The sequence below is a fragment of the Nocardiopsis potens DSM 45234 genome (assembly GCF_000341105.1).
Lineage (GTDB): Bacteria > Actinomycetota > Actinomycetes > Streptosporangiales > Streptosporangiaceae > Nocardiopsis_A > Nocardiopsis_A potens.
Genome location: NZ_ANBB01000024.1, coordinates 57794 through 79307 on the forward strand (window position 1 = coordinate 57794; position 21514 = coordinate 79307).

The window sequence follows — 21514 nt, forward strand, 5'->3', positions numbered from 1 at the left end:
CCGTCCCCGGTCCCCCATGCGGCCCGATCGGTCACCTGCTCCTCCTCCGTCTTCCGCTCCGCTCCGCCTTGCCGTCCGCGCCGCACCCTCCGGGGCCGGTCACAGCCGCCTCCCCTCGTCGTGGGCGGGGCAGCTGGACCGGACCGGGCAGCGGCCGCACCGGTCGTTGCGGGTGGCGGAGAACCGGGCGCCGGACATGCCCTCGGCGGTCTCCAGGACGAGCCGGCCGGCCCACTCCGGGTCGGGGTCGCCGCCGAGCGGCCCCTGCTCCTGCTCCTTGGGGTTCTTCAGCGACCCGCCGACCTGGACCAGCGAGGCCCCGCCCGGTTCGGTGAGGCCGAGGCCGGCGAAGGCGCCCTTGAGCACCGCGAGCTGGTAGACGCCCAGCTGCGGGAGGCGGCCCAGCTCGTCCTTGCCGGGCATGCTGCCGCCGGTCTTGATGTCGACGACGAAGCCGCGCCCCTGCTCGTCCCGCTCCAGGCGGTCCACCCGGCCGGTGATCTCCACCCCGCCCACGTCGACCTTGAACCCCTCCTCGGTGACGACCAGTTCGCGCGGGTCGGCGCGGTGCCAGGCGATGAGCTTGCGCACCATCTCGTCGGTCTTCTCCCGCTGGCGGCCGGCGTACCAGGGGCCTCCGAAGTCCATCTCCGACCAGATCTCGTCCAGCCGGTGGTCGATCTCCTCCTTGGTGACGCCCTCGGCGACCAGCACCGCCACCGCGTGCACGATGCTGCCGAGCGCCGAGGCGGTCTCCGTCCCGGAGGCACCGGCGCCCTTCTCCAGCAGCCAGCGGAGCCGGCAGGTGCTGAACGTCTCCACCTGGGACGGCGAGACCCGGATGCCCTCGCCCTCCTCGGCCAGCGGCCGGTCGTCGGAGATCGGCGTCAGCGCGTGCCATTCGGCGGGGTCGGCGCCGCGCTCGCCGGCGGCGGCCAGCCGGGCCAGGTGCGCGGCGGCGGCGCGGCGCAGCGGGTCGGGCCGGCCGGGGTCGGTCGCCACCGAGCGCAGGTCGGCGACGAGCGCCGGCAGCGACAGCCAGCGCCGCCCGGTGCCGACCCGCTCCGGTTCGCCCAGGCCCAGCTCGGCCAGGAAGCGCGACGGGCGCTCCTCGGTCTCCTCCCCGCCCACGGCGGTGACGACGAGCCGGCGGCGGGCCCGGGTCACCGCCACGTAGAACAGCCGGCGCTCCTCGTCGAGGAGCTTGGAGGCGACGGCCGCCCCCGCGGCGGAGGACTCCGGAGCGAACCCCGAGGCGGTGTCGACCAGCTCCTCCACCCCGAGCAGCGAGCCGCGCAGCCGCAGGTCGGGCCAGTCCCCCTCCTGCACCCCGGCGACGACCGCCAGGTCCCACTCCAGCCCTTTGGAGCGGTGCGCGGTGAGGATCCGCACCGACTCGCCCTCGGGGGCGTGCTCGGCGAGGGTGTCGCCGGGGATCTCCTGGGCCTCCAGGTCCTCCAGGAACCCCTCGGGGGCCCCGGGGGGCAGCCGGTCGCAGTAGCGGGCGGCGTTCTCGAACAGCGCCACCACCGCGTCCAGGTCCCGGTCGGCGGCGGCGCCGCGCCTGCCGCCGGCCTGGCTGGCGCGGAGCAGCCGGTCGCCCAGGCCGCTCGCCTTCCACACCTCCCAGAGCACGTCCTCGGCGCTGCCGCCGCGGGCGGCGGTGTCGGTGACGGTGGCGAGCAGCCGGGCCACCCGCCGGGCCGGCTCGGCCACGGCCGGGTCCACCAGGGTGAGTTCGCGCGGGTCGCGCAGCGCGTCGGCGATGAGCACCGCCGAGGAGCGCGGGCGGCGCCGCCCGCCGCCGGGCTCCTCCCCTTCGCCGTCCCCGGCGCCGCCTCCGGTGCCGCTCTCCGCCGCCTCCGCCGAGCTCTGCTCCGGGCCCCGCTCCGAACTCCGCTCCGCGCCGCCGTCCGCGGCGAAGGCGTCCAGCTCCAGCCGGCGCAGCGCCCTGCCGAGCCGGCGCAGCCGGACCGTGTCGGCCTCGCCGAACGGGGAGACCAGCAGCTCGTGCGCGGTGTCCGGGTCGAGCGAGTCCGGGTGCAGCCCGCAGCGCAGGAGCAGCAGCAGCGGGCGGACCACCGGCTCGGCGGCCAGCGGCAGCTCGTCGCGGGCCACCGCGACCGGCACGCCGGCCGCCAGCAGCGCCCGGCGCAGCACCGGGACCTGGCGGGTGGCCGAGCGGACCAGCACCGCCATCCGGGACCAGGGCAGGCCGTCCACCAGGTGGGCGCGGCGCAGCACGTCGGCGATGACCGCGGCCTCCTGGGTGGGGCTCTCCATGGCGAGCACCCGCACCTCGCCCTCCGGGGCGTCCGGCACCGGGGCCAGTTCGCGGTGGGCGTTGACCGGGCCGCCGTCCGGGGAGGGCGCCGCGGGCAGCCGCCGGGCCACCCCGCGCGAGGCGCGCAGCAGCGCCGGGCCGCTGCGCCGGCAGGTGCGCAGCGCGACCACCGGCGCGGGCTCGCCGGCGGCGTCCGGGAACCGCTGCGGGAAGTCGAGGATGCCGCGCACGTCGGCGCCGCGGAATCCGTAGATGGACTGGTCGGGGTCGCCGACGGCGATCAGGTCCCGGCCGTCGCCGGCCAGCGCGCGCAGCAGCTCCTCCTGCGCGGGGTCGGTGTCCTGGTACTCGTCGACGAAGACGACCTCCCGGGCGGCCCGCTCCCGGGCCAGCACGTCGGGGTCGGAGAGCAGGTTCGCGGCGACCCGGACCAGTTCGGCGTAGTCGAGCGTGGGCACCGGCGCGACGTCGAACCGGCCGGTGTAGCGGTCCAGGAAGCCGCCGGCGGCCGCCCAGTCGTCCCGGCCCCGCTCGCGGCCCATCCGCTCCAGGTCGGCGGAGCCCAGGCCGCGCTCCTGGGCGCGCATCAGGAAGTCGCGCAGCTCCTCGGCGAAGCCGCGGGTGGCCAGGGCCGGGCGGAGCCGCTCCGGCCACCCCTGGGCCCCGTCCTCCAGCTCGCCGGCGAGCAGCTCGCGCACCTCCATCAGCTGCTCGGGGCCGGAGAGCAGCCGGGGCGGCAGGTCGCCGAGGCGCTGGAACTCTCGGCGGATCAGCGCATAGGCGTAGCTGTGGAAGGTGAGGGCGAGCGGTTCGCGGGTGGTCCGGCGCAGCCGCGAGGTGATGCGGTGCCGCAGCTCCTCGGCGGCCTTGCGGCTGAAGGTCAGCACCAGGACGGAGCGGGGGTCGGCGCCGCGGTTCTCGATCCGGTCGACGACGGCCTCGACGATCGTGGTGGTCTTGCCGGTGCCGGGGCCCGCCAGGACCAGCAGCGGCCCGCCCTTGTGCGCCACCACCCGGCGCTGGGCGCCGTCGAGCACCGGCGGCGGTGCGGCGCGGCGCGCACGCCTGACGAGCCGGTACGGGGATGGGTTCACCCCGCCAAGTTCACCACATCCCCACGGGGATCGCCGCCATTCGGATCGAACATTTGTACGTGATCTTCACACGGTTCCCGCTGGGCGACCGCCCGGACCCGCTCGGTGAGCGGCCCCGGCACCGAGCGCGCTGCCGCGGTCACCCCGCGTCCCCGCGGCGCCGGGATCGCCGCCCTGGGAGGGCGCTGCTCCCGTCAGCGGCCCGACGGGGCCCGGAGCAGGTATTCGAGGTGCGGGCGGCCGTAGGCCTCCACCTCGCGGGAGAAGGCGAAGCCCAGCTTCTCCAGCACCCGGGACGAGGCCGGGTTGGCCGGGTCCACCACCCCGGTGAGCAGGGGGAGACCCAGCTCGCCGAAGGCCGCGGCGGTACAGAGCCGCCCGGCCTCGGTGGCCAGGCCGCGCCCCCACCACGCGCGCGCCAGGGTGTAGCCGAACTCGGCGCCCTCCTCCCGGGCCTCGAAGCCGGCGTCGCCGATGACCGCGCCGGTGGCGGCGTCCTCCACCGCCCAGAAGGCGTAGCCGTGCTCTTCCTGGTGCCAGATGTACCCGGCGACCATCTCGGCGGTCTCGGCGGCCGCGGCCGGCTTTCCGTGGGCGACGTGGCGCATCACCTCGGGGTCGCCGTAGACCTCGTGGACGGCGTCCCGGTCGCCGTCCCGGAACGGGCGCAGTCGGATCCGGTCGCTCTGCAAGGGGAATCGGATGCTCACGTGCGCCCACCCTTCCCGCGCCCCCGGCCCGCCGTCAACGCGTTTTCCCCGCGGCCGCGGCGCGCCCCTCAGCGCTCCGGCCCGTCCTCGGCGCCGGGGCCCTCCCAGCGGGCGCGGCGCATGTCGACCCGGTCGGCGCCGGGGCGCATCGGGGTCGCCTCCTCGGCGTAGCGGGCCAGGGCGCGCACCTCGTGGCCGGGCGGCGGGGTGCCGTCCGCGCGGATGACCCGCCACCACGGAACGCCGCCGCCCCAGGCCGCCATCGCCGCGCCGACCTGGCGCGGCCCGCCCTCCCCCAGGTACTCGGCGACGTCGCCGTAGGACATCACCCGGCCGGGCGGTATCCGCTCCACGAAGTCGAGCACGCGCTCGCCGTACTCGGTGGGGTGCGATTCGTATCGGGCCATGCCCCGACCCTAGACCGGCGCCGGCCGGACCGGGGCGGGGCCTCCGGGGCCGGTCAGTGCGCCACCGGGCGGCGGCCGCCGACGCCGCCGGGGCGGCCCACCTGGACGATGCCGGCGGCGCCGGCGATCATCACGACCGCACCGAGGATCCACGCCGTCCAGGCGGCGCCCGCGTTGGTCCCGGCGAAACCGGTCAGCCAGGGCGAGAGGAAGACCAGCGCGCCCAGGCCGAAGATGAACCCCTCGCCGGCGAGCATGCCCGGGTGGGTGATCGACATCGTCGATGCGAGCACGATGAGCAGGGCCAGTACGAACAGCGCCGCCTTCTGCGGCCCGAGCATCCCGTGCCAGATCCAGCTGACGGCGAGCAGCACGCCCGCGGTGATCGCCGCCCAGTCCTGCCAGCGTCCCTTGACCGTCATGGCAGACCTCCTCCGCACCGGCTCCGCCGCCGGCGCTGTCTGCCATATACCCGCTCCGGGCCCGGACGGCACGGCGCCCCGGCCGCGCGGGGCGGCCGGGGCGCACGGGGGCCGGTCAGTAGGTCGGCAGGCTGGGGTCGACCTGGTTGATCCAGGCCAGCACGCCGCCGCCGACGTGCACCGCGTCGGAGAACCCGGCGCCCTTGAGCGCCGCCAGGGCCTCCGCGGAGCGGGCGCCGGACTTGCAGTGCAGGACGATCTTCTTGTCCTGGGGCAGCTTGGCGAAGGCCTCGCCGTTCAGGAACTCGCCCTTGGGGATGAGCACCGAGCCGGGGATGCTGACGATCTCGTACTCGTTCTTCTCCCGGACGTCGACCAGCTGGAAGTCCTCGCCGCCGTCGATCATCCGCTTGAGCTCGCCGGCGGTGATCGTGGAGCCGGCCGCGGCCTCCTGGGCCTCCTCGGAGACGGTGCCGCAGAACGCCTCGTAGTCGATCAGCTCGGTGATCGTCGGGTTCTTGCCGCACAGCGGGCACTCGGGGTCCTTGCGGACCTTCAGCGCGCGGTAGTTCATCTCCAGGGCGTCGTAGGTCATCAGCCGGCCGACCAGCGGCTCGCCGAACCCGGCGATGAGCTTGATGGCCTCGTTGACCTGGATCGACCCGATGGAGGCGCAGAGCACGCCGAGCACGCCGCCCTCGGCGCAGGAGGGGACCATCCCGGGCGGCGGGGGCTCCGGGTAGAGGCAGCGGTAGCAGGGGCCGTGGTCGGCCCAGAAGACCGAGGCCTGCCCGTCGAAGCGGTAGATCGAACCCCACACGTACGGCTTGCCCAGCAGCACGCAGGCGTCGTTCACCAGGTAGCGGGTGGCGAAGTTGTCGGTGCCGTCGACGATGAGGTCGTACGGCTCGAAGATGCGGAAGGCGTTGTCGGAGTCGAGCCGCTCCTCGTGCAGCACCACCTCGGTGTTCGGGTTCACCTCGCGGACCGAGTCGCGCGCGGAGACGGCCTTGGGCCGGTCCACGTCGCTCTGCCCGTGGATGATCTGGCGCTGCAGGTTGGACTCGTCCACGACGTCGAAGTCGATGATGCCGAGCGTGCCCACGCCCGCGGCGGCGAGGTAGAGCAGGGCCGGCGACCCCAGCCCGCCGGCGCCGACGACCAGCACCTTGGCGTTCTTCAGGCGCTTCTGACCGTCCATGCCCACGTCGGGGATGATCAGGTGGCGGGAGTAGCGGCGCACTTCGTCGACGGTCAGCTCGTCGGCTGGCTCGACCAGCGGCGGCAGCGACACAGTGGCTCCTCAACAGTTCTCGTCGGCGCCACGACGCCCGCGGGCCTCCGGTGCCGGAGGGGATCGGGCACGTGACGAGCTTGCTCTCATACCCAACCTACGGGGTGGGGTTTGCATTCCCGCCGCCGGGCCGCCCCCTCGCGCCGGTCTCCGGACCCGCCGGCCCGGCGCCGCCCTCCCGCGGGGCCCCGTCCGCGGCGAGGAACCGGCGGAGCTCCCGGGCGACCAGCTCGGGGCGCTCCTTCATCGCCACGTGGCCGGTGCGGGGCAGCAGCACCATCCGGTTGCGGCGGAAGGTCCGCGCCGCCCGGCGGGCCATCCGCGGGTCGATGAACCGGTCGGCCGCGGCGTAGACGAGCAGCACCGGGTGGCCGACCCGGGCCGCCTGGCGCCACAGCGACCGGGGCCCCCGGCGCAGGTACTCGGCGACCAGCCCGCGCAGCGACTCCAGCACCGAGCCGACCGCGTGCGGGAGGCCCTCCCGCTCCCGCTCGGCCTCCAGCGCCTCCAGCACCCGCTGGGCCGGGGCGGACGCCGGGTCGTAGTAGGTGGCGTCCAGGGTGTCCTGCACCCGGACCTCGGCGGGGCGCCGGGCGATGCGCGCGTAGACCGCGGGGCCGAGCACCGGGACCAGCGCGCCGGCCATCTGGTACGGGACCAGCCGGGGGCGCAGGTCGGGCAGGGCCGGGGAGATCAGGGTGAGGGTGCGCACCAGCTCGGGGCGCTCGGCGGCGAGCCGCACCGCGATGCTGCCGCCCAGCGAGTTGCCGACCAGGTGGACCGGGCGCTCGCCGGCGGCGATCAGGTCGGCGGCGGCCGCGACGCCGGCGTCCAGCCCGTAGTCGCCGTCCTCGGGCGGCGGCGACTTGCCGAACCCGGGCAGGTCGGGCGCCTCGCCGCGGTACTCCCCGGCCAGGGCGCCCATCAGGTCGGTCCAGTCCGCCGAGGACCCGTTGAGTCCGTGCAGGTAGACGACGCGCGGCCGGTCCCGCGGGCCGCCGGCGCGGACGTGCATCCGCCGCCCGCCGACGGTGCGGAACTCGCCCGGCCACGGTTCGATGGGCTCCGCCATGCCGCCCTCCTCGGTCTCCGGGCCCGCGCGGTCCCGCCGCCGCGGCCCCTCGGTGGCACTCTACGCACCGCCGCCCCTTACCCGGCCGTGGCCTCGCCGTTTCCCCCGGCCGAGGCAGAGCGAGTAACGTGGGGGGCACGTTCCGCGACGATCCGAGGGGGGATCCCGTGACGTCTGCACGACCGCCGCGCGAACCGGGGGAGGCCGCCCCGGACGAGTCCCTCGACTCCCCGGAGGCCGACCGCGCCGACCAGCTGGCCTCGGTCGGCGACGAGGAGGAGGGGTGGACCCCCGACCGCGCCCTGGACGCCCCGGACGACGTCTCCGAGGGCGACGCCGTCGAGCAGCACCAGGAGGTCGGAATGGACGAGGACGAATACCGCGCCTGACCCTTCCCCGAGCGCCGGGATATCCGAGATCATCGGGGGCGGAGGCGGCCGGGGTGGTGGCCGGTGCCGGGTGAGCGTAACCTACGTCCGAGTAAGATGAAGGGATGCGCGCCGGGGTGTTCCGGTTCCCCGTTCCCAGGGCGCTTCCCGGATTGAACCGTCGAATGCGGCGCCAGCAGAGCCGCCGCACCAGTTCGGAGGGTGTGGGTGTGACAGCTCCTTCAGATGCCAGGCCGCGCGGCACCCGGCTGCCCCGCGTCGCGCGCAGGCGGCAGCTGCTGGCGGCGGCTCAGGAGGTGTTCGTCTCCCAGGGCTACCACCAGGCCGCGATGGACGAGATCGCCGAGCGGGCCGGCGTCAGCAAGCCCGTGCTCTACCAGCACTTCCCCGGGAAGCTGGAGCTCTACCTGGCGCTGCTGGAGCAGCACTGCGAGGCTCTGGTCGAGAAGCAGCGCAAGGCCCTGGAGAGCACCACCGACAACCGGGAACGGGTCGTCGCCAGCTTCACCGCGTTCTTCGAGTTCGTCGCGGGCGACGGCGAGGCGTTCCGCCTGGTGTTCGAGTCCGACCTGCGCAACCTGCCCGCGGTCCGGGAGAAGCTCGACCACACCCTGCACCGGTGCGCCGAGCTGATCGGCGAGGTGATCCGCCAGGACACCAGCATCTCCGAGGAGGAGGCGCACCTGCTCAGCGTCGGCCTGGTCGGCCTGGCCGAGACCAGCGCCCGGTACTGGACCGGCAGCGGCGGCGGCGTACCCAAGGAGACCGCGGAGCTGCTCGTCTCCCGGCTCGCCTGGCGCGGCCTGAGCGGCTGGGACCTCACCCGGGAGAGCGCCGAGTAACCGGGACGGACGCGGCCGATCCCCGCCCCCGCCCCGGGTTCTCCGTTCTCCGCCCCGGGTTTTTCCGCCGCCCCGACTCCGCTCCGTGACCACCGGGGGTCCTCCCGGGGCGCCTCCGGGTTCCCCCGCCGCTCCGGTGATCGGGGGGCGCGGCGACCCGCCCACCCCCGCCCCGCCCCCCGAGAGTGGGCACCCTCCGTGATCGCCGGTCACCCTCCGACGATTCGGCCTGGTCGATAACGGGTAATCGCCGTGGTGAGAAGCGATCCGTTTCGGTTTCGCCGAGCGTACGCGGGATCACTCCCGGGTACGGGCGGGGCCCCATCGGGGGTGAAACGACATGGACATCGGTCAGGGACTCACGGCGGCGTGGTCCGCTGTCGCGTCTTTCGCACCGAGACTCGCCGCGTTCCTGGTCATCCTGATCCTGGGCTGGCTCGTGGCCAAGCTCATCGGCCGGCTGGTCGGCAAGGGGCTCGCCCGCCTCGGCCTCGACCGGGGACTGGAGCGCTCGGGGGTCGGCGAGTACTTCCAGCGCAGCAAGTACTCCGCCAGTGAGCTGTGCGGGAAGATCATCTACTACGCCGGTGTGCTGATCACGCTGCAGCTGGCGTTCAGCGTGTTCGGGCCGGCCAACCCGATCACCCAGATGCTGAACCAGGTGGTCGCCTGGATCCCGCAGGCCGTGGTGGCGCTGGTGATCGTGGTGGTCGCCGGCATCATCGCCAAGGCCCTCCGGGACATCGTCTCCAGCGCGCTGGGCGGGCTGAGCTACGGCCGGCTGGTCGCCAACCTGCTGGGGATCTTCGTGATGGCGCTGGGCGTCATCGCCGCTCTGAACCAGATCGGCGTCGCCACCACCGTCACCCAGCCGGTGCTCATCGCGGTGCTGGCCACGGTCGGCGGCATCCTGGTCGTCGGCGTGGGCGGCGGCATGATCCGGCCGATGCAGGCGCGCTGGTCGCGCTGGCTGGACGCGGCCGAGCGGGAGACCTCCCGGCTCCAGGAGGGCCAGGGGTACGCGGCCGGCATGTCCGACGCGATGCGGGCCGAGCAGGGCGCTCCGCAGCAGCGCGCCGAGGCCCGGCAGGGCGCCGAGGCCCGGCAGGGCGCGGGCGGCGCCAGCCCGTCCGGGTACGGCCGCACCCGTCCCGAGGAGGGCGGGCCGGTCGGCGAGCACCGCCGGCCGCCGGAGCCCTGACGGGGCGCGGACGCACACCTGAGCGGGGCGGGGCCGTACGGGCCCGCCCCGCTCCGCGTCCGCCGCCTAGAGCAGCTCCTCGTCCCGCAGCTCGTCGCGGGAGAGCCGGTCGATGCGGCGGATCATCAGCACCAGGGTCGCTCCGATGGGCAGCAGCGACAGCCAGAAGGCGGGTGAGGTCCACCCGGAGACCGCCATCACCGCCAGGGCGACCACGACGATCAGTGCGAAGAGCATGAAATCGGTGCGATCCTGCCGGACCAGGACGCCGATAGGAGGCCGCGCCGCCCCATGCCGACCGCTCCTCATGCGCTCTTCCTTTCTCGCGGCACCTCGCGGCCGCATCTTCGATGCCCGGGCATGCGGCCGAGACGGGCTCCGCGCCGGGAACGCCGCATGCGGAGGCGCCCCTCGCCCTCTGGATACCCACCACGGGCAGCATGACCCCGGGTACGGATCAGCGTACGCCCCGTGAGGGCCTCAGTGAGATCACTTCGCGGATCGGCGGCCTGGTACCGCCGATCCGTGAGGTTCCACTTGGGGCGTGACCAACCTAGCGGACGAAGCCGCTCTCCTTGGCCAGCCGACAGATGGCCAGGAGGCGAACGGTCTCCCAGTCGTACTCAGCGGAGGTGGAGTGCCATCCCCGCTCCCGGCAGCCGTCCACGAACCCGCGGAGGTAGCTGGTCAGGCTCCGCAGAGTGAGCGAGGCGCCGCCGGACGCGATCGAATCGCGGACCGCGGCGGCGTGCTGGTCCAGCTCAGCGGTGAGCCAGGGCTCGGTGGATCCGCTGAGCGGACCGAAGACGTCGAATTCGCGAGAGAGGCGGGCCAGCGGGCCCTGCGCGTCGAACCCACTGCGCATGGACGAGACACCTCATGGCCGGGAGCATTCGGAACCCAACCGACTATATGTCAATTCGGAACCGAATCATGACCGTTTCGTGTTCGAGTGGCCGGAGTCACCGGCCCCGCGGCGGGCACCCCGGCCGGCTCCCCCTGCGCGGCGGCGGCTCCCGCCCCGCCGGGCCCGGTTCCGCGGGCCGGGGCGGACGCGCTCAGGTGCTCAGCCCCATCGCGGCCAGCCGCGCGGAGTGCGCCTCGGTCAGCCCGGCGAACATCCGGCTGATCGAGGCCAGGTCGCTCTCCCGGCCGGACTCCTCCCCGGCCCGCTCCGCCCCCGCGGCCACCAGCGCGGCCAGGTCCGGGCGGTGCGCCGCGACCAGCTGCGCCTGGCTCAGCGCCTCACCGACCAGGCGGCGGGCCCACAGCGACAGCGGGCCGGCGAGCCTGGGGTCGGCCTCGACCGCGGCGCGCACCCGGGCGCCGATCACCTCGGCCCGCTCGTCGTCGTCGACCGCGCCGTCCACCAGCTCCGCGGTCCGCGCGTCGGCGACCTTGGCGACCACCCGGTAGAAGTCGCCCGAGATGCCGTCGCCCACATAGGTCTTGACCAGGCTCTCCAGCCAGTTCTTCGGCTCGGTCCGGGCGTGCCAGGCCTCCAGCGGCTCGACGAACGGCTCCATCGCGGCCTCCGGGTCGGCCCCCAGCTCGGTGAGCCGGTCGTGCAGCAGGCGGTAGTGCCGGTACTCGGCGGCGGCCGCCCCCGCCAGCTCGCCCTTGGCGGCCAGGTCGGGCGCCAGGCCCGCGTCGCCGGAGAGCCGGAAGAAGGACACGAGTTCGGCGTAGGCCAGCAGGCCCAGCAGGTCGACGACGCCCGCGGACGCCGTCTCGGAAGGGGAGCCATTCGTCATGGAGCACAGGTTAACGAGCCCCGGGGGCCCGCTCCGAACCACCGCCCGCGCGATGCCCGCGCGAGCGGGGATTATTCGGGCGCGTCCGGGGCGTTGCACGTGTCAGCGCCGCGAGCGGGCCTGATGGGGCATGTCCAGGGACGGAGCGCCACGCTAGACTCTGCGCTGTGATCGGCGGCCGAACGCCGTCCGCACGGACGCTCCGCACGGGCGCGGCGGGTGCCGCGGCCGTGGCCGGTCGTCCCGACCGGCGGAGCGGAGCGGCCGGATGCGGCGCCCCGCCGCGCGGTGCAGGAGCGCCGCGCGCCAGGACAACAGAGAACGGACGGCCCATGCGCCGAGTGCGCGAGCGCGCCGCGGAGGGCGGAACACCCGCCCCGCGTGCCGCGCCGCCCCTCGCCCGGCCCCGCGCCGCAGCGGCGGCGCCCGTCCGCAGCACACGAGGCCACGAACGCCATTGCGGCCCGCCCAGATGGAGGCATGAGCCCTGAGCAGCACCGAGAACACGAGCGAACCCCGACGTACCTTCCGCGACCTGGGCGTCAGCCCGGAGATCGCCGACGCCCTCGAAGCCGAGGGCATCATCGAGCCCTTCCCCATCCAGTCCCTGGCCCTTCCGCTCGCGCTGAACGGCTCCGACATCATCGGCCAGGCGCGCACCGGCACCGGCAAGACCTTCGCCTTCGGCCTGCCGCTGCTGCAGCTCGCGCAGAAGGAGCCCGGCGAGTCCAAGCGGCCCCGCGCCCTGGTCGTCGTCCCCACCCGCGAGCTCGCGATCCAGGTGGCGGCCGACCTGACCACCGCGGGCAAGCGGACCGGGGCCCGGATCCTCACCGTCTACGGCGGCCGCGCCTACGAGCCGCAGATCGACGGGCTGAAGAGCGGCGTCGACATCGTCGTCGGCACCCCCGGTCGCCTGCTCGACCTGGAGAAGCAGAAGCACCTGAGCCTGGGCGGCGTCGGCGCCGTCGTGCTCGACGAGGCCGACAAGATGCTCGACCTGGGCTTCCTCCCGGACATCGAGCGGATCCTCAAGCGGATCCCCGACCAGCGCCAGTCGATGCTCTTCTCGGCCACCATGCCGAGCGAGATCGTCGGCCTGTCCCGCCGCTACCTGACCCGGCCCACGCACGTGCGCGCCGGCGACGACGACGAGCCGGGGCAGACCACCACGAGCCACATCGACCAGTACGTCTACCGCACCCACCAGATGGACAAGGGCGAGATGCTCGCCCGGCTGCTCCAGGCGGAGGGGCGCGGCCTGAGCATGGTCTTCTGCCAGACCAAGCGGGCCTGCGACCGGGTCGCGAGCGACCTGAAGTCGCGCGGCTTCGCCGCCGCCGCGGTCCACGGCGACCTGGGGCAGAGCCAGCGCGAGCGGGCGCTGCGCGCGTTCCGCAACGGCAAGATCGACGTGCTGGTCGCCACCGACGTGGCCGCCCGCGGCCTCGACGTGGACGACGTCACCCACGTGGTGAACTACGAGTGCCCCGACGACGAGAAGACCTACACCCACCGGATCGGCCGCACCGGCCGCGCCGGGCGCTCGGGCACCGCGGTCACCTTCGTCGACTGGCGCGAGATCGCCCGCTGGAAGCTGATCAACGCGGCGCTGGAGCTGTCCTTCGCCGACCCGGAGGAGACCTACTCCACCTCGCCGCACTTCTTCGAGCAGCTCCGCATCCCCGAGGGCACCAAGGGGCGGCTGGCCAAGGAGAAGCAGGAGCGGGCCGGCCTGGAGGCCGAGGAGATCGAGGACATCGGCGACACCGGGGTGCACGCCAAGCAGCGCGAGCCGCGGGAGCGCGGCGACCGCGAGCGCGGCGGCCGGAGCCGGACCCGGAACCGGCGCCGCACCCGCAAGGGCGGCGAGGCGGCCGCCTCGGACGCCCCGGCCCGCACCGAGTCCCCCGCCGCCGGCGGCGACGGCGAGGCCGCGCCCGCACCCGCACCGCGCCGGCGCAGGCGCCGCCGCACCCGCGGCGGGCTCGAGGTCGGCCGCGGCCAGGAGGGCACCGCGCAGGAGGGCTGACCCTCCTCCGCGGTGCGCACGCACGGACCGGGGCGGCGGGCGACCGCCCCGCAGCCGTGTCCGGACACCCCCGGCTCACCGGGCCGGGGCCCTGGTCGGAGGGCGGATCGTCTAGGGTGATCCGTCGTGAGTACACCGCGGTTTCTGGAACTTCCGCCCGGCGTCCGGCGGATCGACGTGCCGACGGCGCTGGGCACCGTCGCGGCGCTGCGGGCCCTGCCCGCGGCGGGCGGCCACGACCGGCAGCCCGCCCTCCTCGTCCCCGGCCTGACCGGGAGCAAAGAGGACTTCATCGCGCTGCTGCAGACGCTGGCCCAGGCCGGGCGCCCGGTGGTCGCGATCGACCTGCCCGGCCAGTACGAGTCCCCGGCCCCCGGCGACCTGGCCGACTACGGAACCGCCTGGCTGGGCCGCTCCGTCGCGGCCCTGGCCGAGGCCCTCGACGAGGGCCCGGTCCACCTGCTCGGCCACTCCTACGGCGGGCTGGTCTCCCGGGAGGCGGTCCTCGCCGACCCCTCCCCCTTCCTCTCCCTGGCCCTGATGAGCTCGGGCCCCTCCGCGGTCCCCTCGGCCGGCCGGATCTCCGACGCCGAGCGGCTCATCGCCTTCCTCCGCCCCGACCCCAGCCCGGAGCGGCTGCGGCTGCTCTGGGACCGGTTCCTGGACGGCCCGTCCCGCTCCGCCGGCCTCTCCGCGGAGATCCAGGAGTTCCTGCAGGCCCGGATGGTCGCGAACAGCCCGGGCGCGCTGGTGCGGATGTGCGAGGAGATCCTCTCCGCCCAGGACCGCACCGGCGAGCTCGCCGCAGTGGACCTGCCCCGCCTGGTGCTCTACGGGGAGAACGACGACGCCTGGCCGCCGAACCTGCAGGCGGCGATGGCCGAGAAGCTCTCCGCCCGCAAGGTCGTCGTCCCCGGCGCCGCCCACTCCCCCAACGTCGAGGCCCCGGAGACCACGGCCCGCGCCCTGACCCTCTTCTGGGACGCGGTGGAGACCCCGGACCGGACGGGGTAGCCGCGCTCCGTCCCGCGATCGCCGCGGAACGGCCGGCGACGGCGACGGCCCGCCTCCGGATCTCCGGTGGCGGGCCGTGCGCATGCCGGCCGGGGCGCGGTCGCGGCCCGGTCGGTTCCCGGGTCAGACCCAGGAGTTGAAGTTGCCGGACTCCTCCTCGACGGTGGTCTCCGGGCCCTGGTCGGGCAGGATCCGGGTGTCCGGCGGGAGGGAGAGCAGCACCTCGCCGACCGAGTGCAGCTGGCGGGTGTAGTCGAGGTAGCCCTCGCCGACCGTGCCCAGCTCGCCGGCGCGCAGGGTGTCGCCGCTGAACACGGCGCCCAGCTCGGCGATGTAGTAGCCGACGGTGCCGCTGGAGGTGCCGGGCAGCGGGAGGATGTCGACCTCCAGGTCGCCGGCCTTGAGCGAGCCGCCGCCCTCGACCTCGATCTCCGGCGGGTTCTCCGCGCCGTGCACCCGGCGCCAGGAGCGGACCTCGCGCCGGTGCAGGGCGATCGGGGCCTCGTCCCGCTCGGCCACCTCCTGGGCCGCGCCGATGTGGGTGTTGTAGCCGTTGGTGCAGGCCACCAGGTAGATCTCCCGGTCGCCGACGGCCTCCAGGATGAGCTCGGCGTCGTGGGCCGGGTCGATGACGATGACACCGTCGTCGTCCGCCTTCACGATCCAGGTGTTGCTGACGACGGAGTACTCCTCGTCGTCGACCTTGAGCACGCCGGCGGTCCGCACCCGCTGGACCCCGTCGGAGTCGGGCTCGCCGATGCCCGGCTCCTCGGGCTCGATCTCGCGCTTCTTCGCCGCCGCGGGCTCCTCCTCGGAGTCCTCTTCGCCGGCGTCGTCGGCGTCGGTGTCGGCGTCGGAGTCGGCGCTGTCGGCGTCCTCCTCGCCGGCGTCCGAGGCGTCCGCGTCATCGTCCGACCCGTCCGAGTCGTCCGAGGCGGAGTCCTCCGCGTCCTTCGCGGACTCCTTCTCCGCGCCCTCGTCCTTCGCGGACTCCTTCTCGGCGGAGCCCTTCTTTCCGGAGTCCTCGGAGTCCGCGGACTCTTCCTCCGCGGAGTCCTTCTTCCCGGAGTCCTCGGCGCCGGCCTCGGCCTTCTCCTCCGCGTCCTCGGGGTCCGCGGAGTCGGCGCCGTCCTTCGCCGAGTCCTCCTCCTTCTTCTCCTCCGCCTCGGCGGCGGGGCGGGCCTTCGCGGACTTCTTCCCGTCCGCGGCGTCCTCTCCGTCCTGCACGGCGGTGTCCGGCTCGTCGCGCGCCTCGTCGAGCGTCACCGTGGCGGCCTCGCCGGTCGCCTCGCCGTCCTTCTTCTTGCCCTTCCGCTTCCAGAACACGGTGCCGACCCTTCGATTCGCGTCCGAACTTCCGACTGGTACTTCCGATGTGTGCGGGACCATTGTTCCGGTCCCGGCGCGCGGTCCGGTACCCGCGCCAGCCTGGCAGACCCGCGCTAAGCCTCCGGTAAGCCCTACCCCGCCCGGCCGGTGACGGGCGCGGCGCCGGTCGCCGGCTCGATCAGCCGGGCGAACTCCTCCGGGGCCGTGGTGCGCGCGCCGATCCGGTGGCCGGTGAGCGCGCCGTGGTCGTCGCTGGAGCCGGTGACCGCCACCCCCAGGTCCCGGGCGATGCCGCGCCACCGCTCGGCCTCGGCCTCGTCGTGCGAGGGGTGGTCCGCCTCGATCCCGCCGAGCCCGGCGCGGGCCATCCGCTCGGCCAGGTCCACCGGGACCGCCCCGGTGAGCATGCCCTCGGCGCGCGCCGGGTGGGCCAGCGAGCACACGCCGCCGGCCTCGCGCACCGCCCGCACCGCCCGCACCGGGTCCAGCGCGTAGCGGGAGGCGTAGGCGGGGCCGCCCGACCCGATCCAGCGGTCGAAGGCGTCCTGCACGTCCGCCGCGGCGCCGGCGGCGACGATCGCCCGTGCGATGTGCGGCCGGCCGACGACCACGCCCGCCTCCAGGTCCCCGTCGTCCCCGCCGCCGTTCAGCGCGATGTCGCGGACCTGCTCCCAGGTGACCTCGACGCCGGCCTCGCGGAGCAGGCGCACCATCTCCTTGGCCCGGTTCACCCGGTCGTCCCGGATCCGGTGGAGCTCCGCGGCGAGCGACGGCGCCTCCGGGTCGAACAGGTAGCAGACCAGGTGGACACTGGCCCCCCGGTAGGCGCAGGAGAGCTCCATCCCGGGGACCAGGGTGAGGCCGGGGGGCAGCGCGGCGGCCGCCTCCTCCAGGCCGGCCGCGGTGTCGTGGTCGGTGAGCGCGAACACGTCCACCCCGGCCGCGCGGGCGCGGGCGGCGACCTCGGCCGGCGGCTCGGTTCCGTCCGAGACGGAGCTGTGCGTGTGCAGATCGATGCGGGTCACCCGGCGATTCTATGGACCGCCGGGCGGCCGCGCCGCGGGCCGGGGTCAGCCCTCCGGTTCCTCCAGCGGCTTGAGCCCATCGGCCAGGAACGGGGAGAGGGCGCCGAAGGGCGGCGGCAGGGTGGCGCCGTCGACCCGGTCGCGCATGTCCCGCAGCCCGCTGAGCTCGCAGGTGAGGACGTCGGTGTCGGCGGGGCTGAGCAGCAGCCACAGCCAGCTCGCGTAGGCTTCGCCGGCGTAGACCGAGCGCTTCTTGCATCCGGGCACCGGCCACATCGGGATGTCGTGCCCGCCGTGGCGGAGCCGGAGCGCGGCGGGCCCGGTGTCGAACCCGGCCCCGGGGTCGGGGGCGTCCATGCCGGCCAGCCGGGCGCCCAGCCCGATGCCGGGGTCCTCGGCGACGACGACCATCTCGCCCACTCCGCCCAGCGGGGCGGGGCCGGACAGCGCGACCGCGATGCCCAGGGCGCCGCTTCGCTCGTCGCCGGCGTCGGCGAACCCGGTCACCACCCAGCCCGCCGGGAGCGGCCAGGGCAGCCAGACCGGGACCCGGGCGCTGTCCAGCAGGAGGTCCAGCGAGGTCTCCCCGGGGGCCCGCAGCGGCTGGAGCGGGGCGACGGGGCCGTGCACGGCGCACTGCCACGCGCTCGACCACAGATTGGGAGCGCGGACGGCGCGGCCGCAGCGTGGACACGATGGCTCATGCTTCATGGTCTCCCCGAAGATACCCGGACGACCTGCGGGAAAACCGCTTCCCGCACGGCGTGGCGGCGGAGGCGGAACCGCGCCCCGGCCGGCGCGCCCCACGCCCCGGGGCGATGGTCTCGGCGCTGGGGCCCCGTCAGAGCGCTCTGACGGGGCCCCAGCGCCGAGACCATCGGGAGAGGAGGGGCGCCCGGGGGCCGCGTTCAGCTTGCGGGGCCCGCCGTTCCTCCGCCGTACTGCGGGGGGCCGTAGGGGCCCTGCGAGGGGCCGGGCGGGGTGCGGAAATGCGAGCCGTGGGCGCCGGGCGGTTCCGCGCCGGCCGGGTCCTGCACCGGCGGGGCCTGCGTCACCCAGCGCGGCAGCCGGCGGCGCTCCGGCGGCGCCTGCACCGCCTCGGGGTCGCCGGGGGCGGTCCGGCGCAGGCCCCTGCGCCGGGCCAGCAGCACCACCACGGAGCAGAACAGCACCGCCTCGGTGGTGGTGCCGACCACGCCCTCCCAGGAGCCGCCGCCGGTGGCCGCCTCGGCGAGGGTGCCTTCGAAGGCGCTCAGCCCGAAGGCGGCCAGGTTGTGCACCACGTGCAGCGCGATGGCCGCCTCCAGGCCGCCGGTGTACCAGGTCAGCCAGGCCATGGCCACGCCGAAGACGGCGACGTCGGCCAGCGCCCAGCCGTGGTAGTCGTGCAGCAGCGCGAAGACCGTGCCGCTGACCGCGATGCCCAGTGCCGGGGTGCGCAGCGCCCGGGAGGCGAGCGAGCCGCCGCGCCGCTCGGCGGCGCCGCGCCCGTACGAGCCGACCAGCTGCATCAGGAAGCCGCGCAGCGCGAACTCCTCCGCCGAGGCCTGGAACGGCACCAGCAGCAGGATCACCGCGAGCGCCGGCAGGAACCGCTCCGCGCCGACGAACGGCCCGACGAAGGCCGCCTCCGGGGAGGTGACCAGCTGCAGCGTGTAGAGCACGCCGAGGTAGGCGGCGATGATCGGCAGCGACACCAGGAAGCAGGTGCGCAGCCAGCCCCAGCGCATCCGGCCCTCGACCGAGAGCAGCCCGCCCACCCGGCGCCACTGCACCACGCGCGCGGTGAAGAAGACGATCGGGGTCATCGTCGCCAGCACGATGAGCATGAAGGCCAGGTCGGGGATCTCCGCGCCGAGCGGGGAGTCCGCGGTGGGCGTGCGCCCGCCGAGCAGCGCGGCCACGTTCCCGGCCAGGATGAGGACCACCTGGGTGACCAGGATCAGCAGGACCGCGGTGATCAGCGCCAGCGGCGGGATCCACCAGCGGAACCGCCAGGTCCGGGCCATCCGGTGGTAGGGCGTCCCCGGGGGCGGCTGCGCCGGGCCGGACGGCGCCCGCGGGGGCTGCGGCGGAGGCCACGCCCACACCGCCTGCGCCTCACCGGGGGCGGCGGAGCCCGCGGCGGCGCCCGGCGGCCAGGCCCAGTCCTGCGGATGCTGCTGCGCCCCCGGCTGCTCCGGCCCGCTGGGCCCGGAGTGCCACGAGGGCCCCGTCGGCGGTGGCGTATTTCTCATCGTTTGCCGAGATTACTATCCGGCCGTGTATTGCCGCTGTTAAGAACGCGCCGCATCCCCCGGACCCGCCGCCGAAGTGCGGAAACCACCGAGTTTGTCGGGGTTGCGCAGGACCAGGACGCGGGTGATCAGACCGTCGGAGACCTCCATCGCGAGCATCGCGTCGACCTCCCCGTCCGAACCGCGGAGCAGCCCGGCGGGCTCGCCGCCGACCACCGCCTCCTCCAGCCGGAAGCCGGAGTAGCCGGGGCCGATGGCCGCCAGGAAGCGGGCGCACTTGTCCGCGCCGAGTATCGGCCGCAGCGCCGCCTTGCGCTTGCCGCCGCCGTCGGAGACCAGCCGGACGTCCTCGGCGAGCAGCGCCTTCAGCCCGGCCACGTCGCCCTGGAGGCTGGCGGCGAGGAACCGCTCGGTGAGCCGGCGCCGCTCGGCGTCGTCCGGAGCGTAGCGGGGGCGGCGCTCCCGCACGTGCGCCCGGGCCCGGTGCGCGATCTGGCGGACCGCCTGCTCGGACCGGTCCACCGCGGCGGCGATCTCCGCGTGCGGGAAGCCGAACACCTCGCGCAGCACGAACACCGCCCGCTCCACCGGGCCCAGCGTCTCCAGGACGACCAGCAGCGCGTAGGAGACCTCCTCGGCCCGCTCCGCCCGCTCGGCCGCGTCCGGCGCGGCGCCCAGCGGCTCGGGGAGCCAGGGCCCGATGTAGGTCTCGCGGCGGGCCTTGGCCGAGCGCACCTTGTTCAGCGCCCGGTTGGTGACCGCCCGGACCAGGTAGGCGCGGGGTTCGCCGACGGCGGCGCGGTCCGCCCGGTGCCAGCCCAGCCAGGCCTCCTGCACGCAGTCCTCGGCGTCGTGCACGCTGCCCAGCATGTCGTAGGCGACCGCGAAGAGCAGCCTCCGGTGGCGCTCGAACACCTCTTCCCCGCTGTCGGCGCCGGCTTCCGGTCCGGCAGTGCCCGCCATCCGGTCCTCCCTCGCTCCGCCCTCGCTCCGCGTCCGTGCGCGCCGGGCGCTCCGCCCGGTACGACTCTCCCAGAGGAGGCGCCGGGGCCGCGCGGCGGGCCCGGGGTGTGAGGAGCCCCCGGGACGGAACCGGGAATACCCTGCTGACCTGCAGATAAGGGTACCCTTACCAGGTATCCGCCGATGTACTTGACACCGCGGGGCTTCACTACCATGGGGTACATGTCCTCCACTCCCACCACCGAGCAGGTGAACGCGGCCCTGGCGACCGTCCAGGACCCAGAGATCCGCCGCCCCATCACCGACCTCGACATGGTCAAGAGCGTCGAGATCGGCGACGACGGCGCCGTGCACGTCGGCATCTACCTCACGGTGGCCGGCTGTCCGATGAAGGGCCGGATCGAGAAGGACGTCACCGAGGCCGTCGCCAAGGTCGGCGGCGTCACCGGGGTCAAGGTCGAACTCGACGTGATGAGCGAGGAGCAGCGCAAGCAGCTGCAGACCAAGCTCCGCGGCGGGCAGGCGGAGAAGGAGATCCCCTTCGCCAAGCCCAGCTCGCTGACCAAGGTCTTCGCGGTGGCCTCCGGCAAGGGCGGCGTCGGCAAGTCCTCGATCACGGTGAACCTGGCCGCCGCGATGGCCGCCCAGGGCAAGAAGGTCGGCGTCGTCGACGCCGACATCTACGGCCACTCGGTGCCGCGGATGCTCGGGGTCGAGCACGCGCCCACCAAGGTCGAGGACATGATCATGCCGCCGACCGCGCACGACGTGAAGGTCATCTCGGTGGGCATGTTCACCCAGGGCAACCAGCCGGTGGTGTGGCGCGGCCCGATGCTCCACCGCGCGCTGCAGCAGTTCCTCGCCGACGTGTTCTGGGGCGACCTCGACGTCCTGCTGATGGACCTGCCCCCGGGCACCGGCGACATCGCGATCTCGGTGGCGCAGATGCTGCCGGGCGCCGAGATCCTGGTGGTCACCACGCCGCAGCAGGCCGCCGCCGAGGTGGCCGAGCGGGCCGGCGCCATCTCCGCCCAGACCCACCAGCGGGTCGCGGGCGTGATCGAGAACATGTCGTACTTCACCGCCCCGGGCAGCGAGGAGAAGACCTACCTGTTCGGCGAGGGCGGCGGCCGGACCGTCGCCGACGGCCTGACCAAGGCGCTCGGCGCCGAGGTGCCGCTGCTCGGCCAGGTGCCGCTGGACGTCCGGCTGCGCGAGGGCGGCGACGAGGGCGAGCCCCTGGTGCTGACCGACCCCGACTCCGAGGCCGGCGGCGTGCTGCGCGGCATCGCCGAGCGGCTGGTCGGCAAGCCCCGCGGCCTGTCCGGGATGCAGCTCGGGATCAGCCCGACCAGGAAGTGACCTGCGGCGGGGTCGGCGCGGTCTCCCGGTGACCGGGCGGCCGCGCGGACCCGCGCCGCCCCACGCGATGATCTTGACGTTGC

20 protein-coding genes are annotated in these 21514 nt (G+C 74.9%); 6 read left to right on the forward strand and 14 right to left on the reverse strand.

What is annotated here, in order from left to right; all coding sequences use genetic code 11:
- Window positions 1–99: 99 nt before the first annotated feature.
- From D459_RS0109475 to D459_RS0109500, 6 genes are all read right to left on the reverse strand, one after another.
- Window positions 100–3378 (reverse strand): ATP-dependent helicase, encoded by a 3279-nt coding sequence (locus tag D459_RS0109475; RefSeq protein WP_017592761.1) that lies wholly within the window; start codon window positions 3376–3378, stop codon window positions 100–102.
- Between the two features lie 194 nt (window positions 3379–3572).
- Window positions 3573–4088 (reverse strand): GNAT family N-acetyltransferase, encoded by a 516-nt coding sequence (locus D459_RS0109480; protein ID WP_040709632.1) that lies wholly within the window; start codon window positions 4086–4088, stop codon window positions 3573–3575.
- A 68-nt stretch (window positions 4089–4156) separates the two neighbouring features.
- Entirely contained in the window at window positions 4157–4495 is a 339-nt protein-coding gene (locus D459_RS0109485) for an MGMT family protein (RefSeq protein WP_017592763.1), read from the reverse strand.
- A gap of 53 nt (window positions 4496–4548) precedes the next feature.
- Complete coding sequence (locus D459_RS0109490; RefSeq protein ID WP_017592764.1) at window positions 4549–4917, reverse strand: SPW repeat domain-containing protein; 369 nt, start codon at window positions 4915–4917, stop codon at window positions 4549–4551.
- 115 nt (window positions 4918–5032) lie between these two features.
- A complete protein-coding gene (moeZ, locus tag D459_RS0109495) occupies window positions 5033–6211 on the reverse strand; it encodes an adenylyltransferase/sulfurtransferase MoeZ (protein ID WP_017592765.1) in 1179 nt (392 codons plus the stop codon).
- A gap of 97 nt (window positions 6212–6308) precedes the next feature.
- Window positions 6309–7283, reverse strand: coding sequence for an alpha/beta fold hydrolase (locus D459_RS0109500; protein ID WP_017592766.1), 975 nt, complete (start codon window positions 7281–7283; stop codon window positions 6309–6311).
- A 167-nt stretch (window positions 7284–7450) separates the two neighbouring features.
- On the opposite strand from D459_RS0109500, the gene D459_RS0109505 reads away from it, so the two are divergent.
- From D459_RS0109505 to D459_RS0109515, 3 genes are all read left to right on the forward strand, one after another.
- Window positions 7451–7672: a hypothetical protein gene (locus D459_RS0109505; RefSeq protein WP_017592767.1), complete on the forward strand. Its 222-nt coding sequence runs from the start codon at window positions 7451–7453 to the stop codon at window positions 7670–7672.
- 209 nt (window positions 7673–7881) lie between these two features.
- On the forward strand, window positions 7882–8514 hold the full coding sequence (locus tag D459_RS0109510) for a TetR/AcrR family transcriptional regulator (RefSeq protein WP_026120225.1): 633 nt from the start codon (window positions 7882–7884) through the stop codon (window positions 8512–8514).
- A 340-nt stretch (window positions 8515–8854) separates the two neighbouring features.
- A complete protein-coding gene (locus D459_RS0109515) occupies window positions 8855–9715 on the forward strand; it encodes a mechanosensitive ion channel family protein (protein ID WP_017592769.1) in 861 nt (286 codons plus the stop codon).
- A gap of 66 nt (window positions 9716–9781) precedes the next feature.
- Here D459_RS0109515 and D459_RS0109520 read toward each other — a convergent pair whose 3' ends face one another.
- From D459_RS0109520 to D459_RS0109530, 3 genes are all read right to left on the reverse strand, one after another.
- Entirely contained in the window at window positions 9782–10024 is a 243-nt protein-coding gene (locus D459_RS0109520) for a hypothetical protein (RefSeq protein ID WP_026120226.1), read from the reverse strand.
- 244 nt (window positions 10025–10268) lie between these two features.
- On the reverse strand, window positions 10269–10580 hold the full coding sequence (locus tag D459_RS0109525) for a DUF6401 family natural product biosynthesis protein (protein WP_017592771.1): 312 nt from the start codon (window positions 10578–10580) through the stop codon (window positions 10269–10271).
- Between the two features lie 193 nt (window positions 10581–10773).
- A complete protein-coding gene (locus D459_RS0109530) occupies window positions 10774–11469 on the reverse strand; it encodes a ferritin-like fold-containing protein (protein WP_017592772.1) in 696 nt (231 codons plus the stop codon).
- A gap of 580 nt (window positions 11470–12049) precedes the next feature.
- Between D459_RS0109530 and D459_RS31180 the strand changes: the two genes are divergently transcribed.
- The gene (locus D459_RS31180; RefSeq protein ID WP_241484989.1) at window positions 12050–13501 is read left to right on the forward strand and encodes a DEAD/DEAH box helicase; all 1452 of its coding nucleotides are present in this window, start codon (window positions 12050–12052) and stop codon (window positions 13499–13501) included.
- Between the two features lie 126 nt (window positions 13502–13627).
- Window positions 13628–14515, forward strand: a complete 888-nt coding sequence (locus tag D459_RS0109540; RefSeq protein ID WP_040709634.1) for an alpha/beta fold hydrolase — start codon at window positions 13628–13630, stop codon at window positions 14513–14515.
- A 123-nt stretch (window positions 14516–14638) separates the two neighbouring features.
- On the opposite strand, the gene D459_RS0109545 is transcribed toward D459_RS0109540, so the two are convergent.
- The 5 genes from D459_RS0109545 to D459_RS0109565 all read right to left on the reverse strand — a co-directional run bounded on the left by D459_RS0109545 (window position 14639) and on the right by D459_RS0109565 (window position 20069).
- Complete coding sequence (locus D459_RS0109545; RefSeq protein WP_017592775.1) at window positions 14639–15841, reverse strand: MBL fold metallo-hydrolase; 1203 nt, start codon at window positions 15839–15841, stop codon at window positions 14639–14641.
- Between the two features lie 134 nt (window positions 15842–15975).
- On the reverse strand, window positions 15976–16869 hold the full coding sequence (locus tag D459_RS0109550) for a PHP domain-containing protein (protein WP_017592776.1): 894 nt from the start codon (window positions 16867–16869) through the stop codon (window positions 15976–15978).
- A gap of 45 nt (window positions 16870–16914) precedes the next feature.
- On the reverse strand, window positions 16915–17580 hold the full coding sequence (locus D459_RS0109555; RefSeq protein ID WP_051065389.1) for a DUF6758 family protein: 666 nt from the start codon (window positions 17578–17580) through the stop codon (window positions 16915–16917).
- Between the two features lie 197 nt (window positions 17581–17777).
- A complete protein-coding gene (locus tag D459_RS0109560) occupies window positions 17778–19106 on the reverse strand; it encodes a CPBP family glutamic-type intramembrane protease (RefSeq protein WP_241484984.1) in 1329 nt (442 codons plus the stop codon).
- A gap of 39 nt (window positions 19107–19145) precedes the next feature.
- Complete coding sequence (locus D459_RS0109565; protein WP_017592779.1) at window positions 19146–20069, reverse strand: RNA polymerase sigma-70 factor; 924 nt, start codon at window positions 20067–20069, stop codon at window positions 19146–19148.
- Between the two features lie 222 nt (window positions 20070–20291).
- On the opposite strand from D459_RS0109565, the gene D459_RS0109570 reads away from it, so the two are divergent.
- The gene (locus tag D459_RS0109570; protein WP_026120228.1) at window positions 20292–21431 is read left to right on the forward strand and encodes an Mrp/NBP35 family ATP-binding protein; all 1140 of its coding nucleotides are present in this window, start codon (window positions 20292–20294) and stop codon (window positions 21429–21431) included.
- Window positions 21432–21514 lie beyond the last annotated feature (83 nt).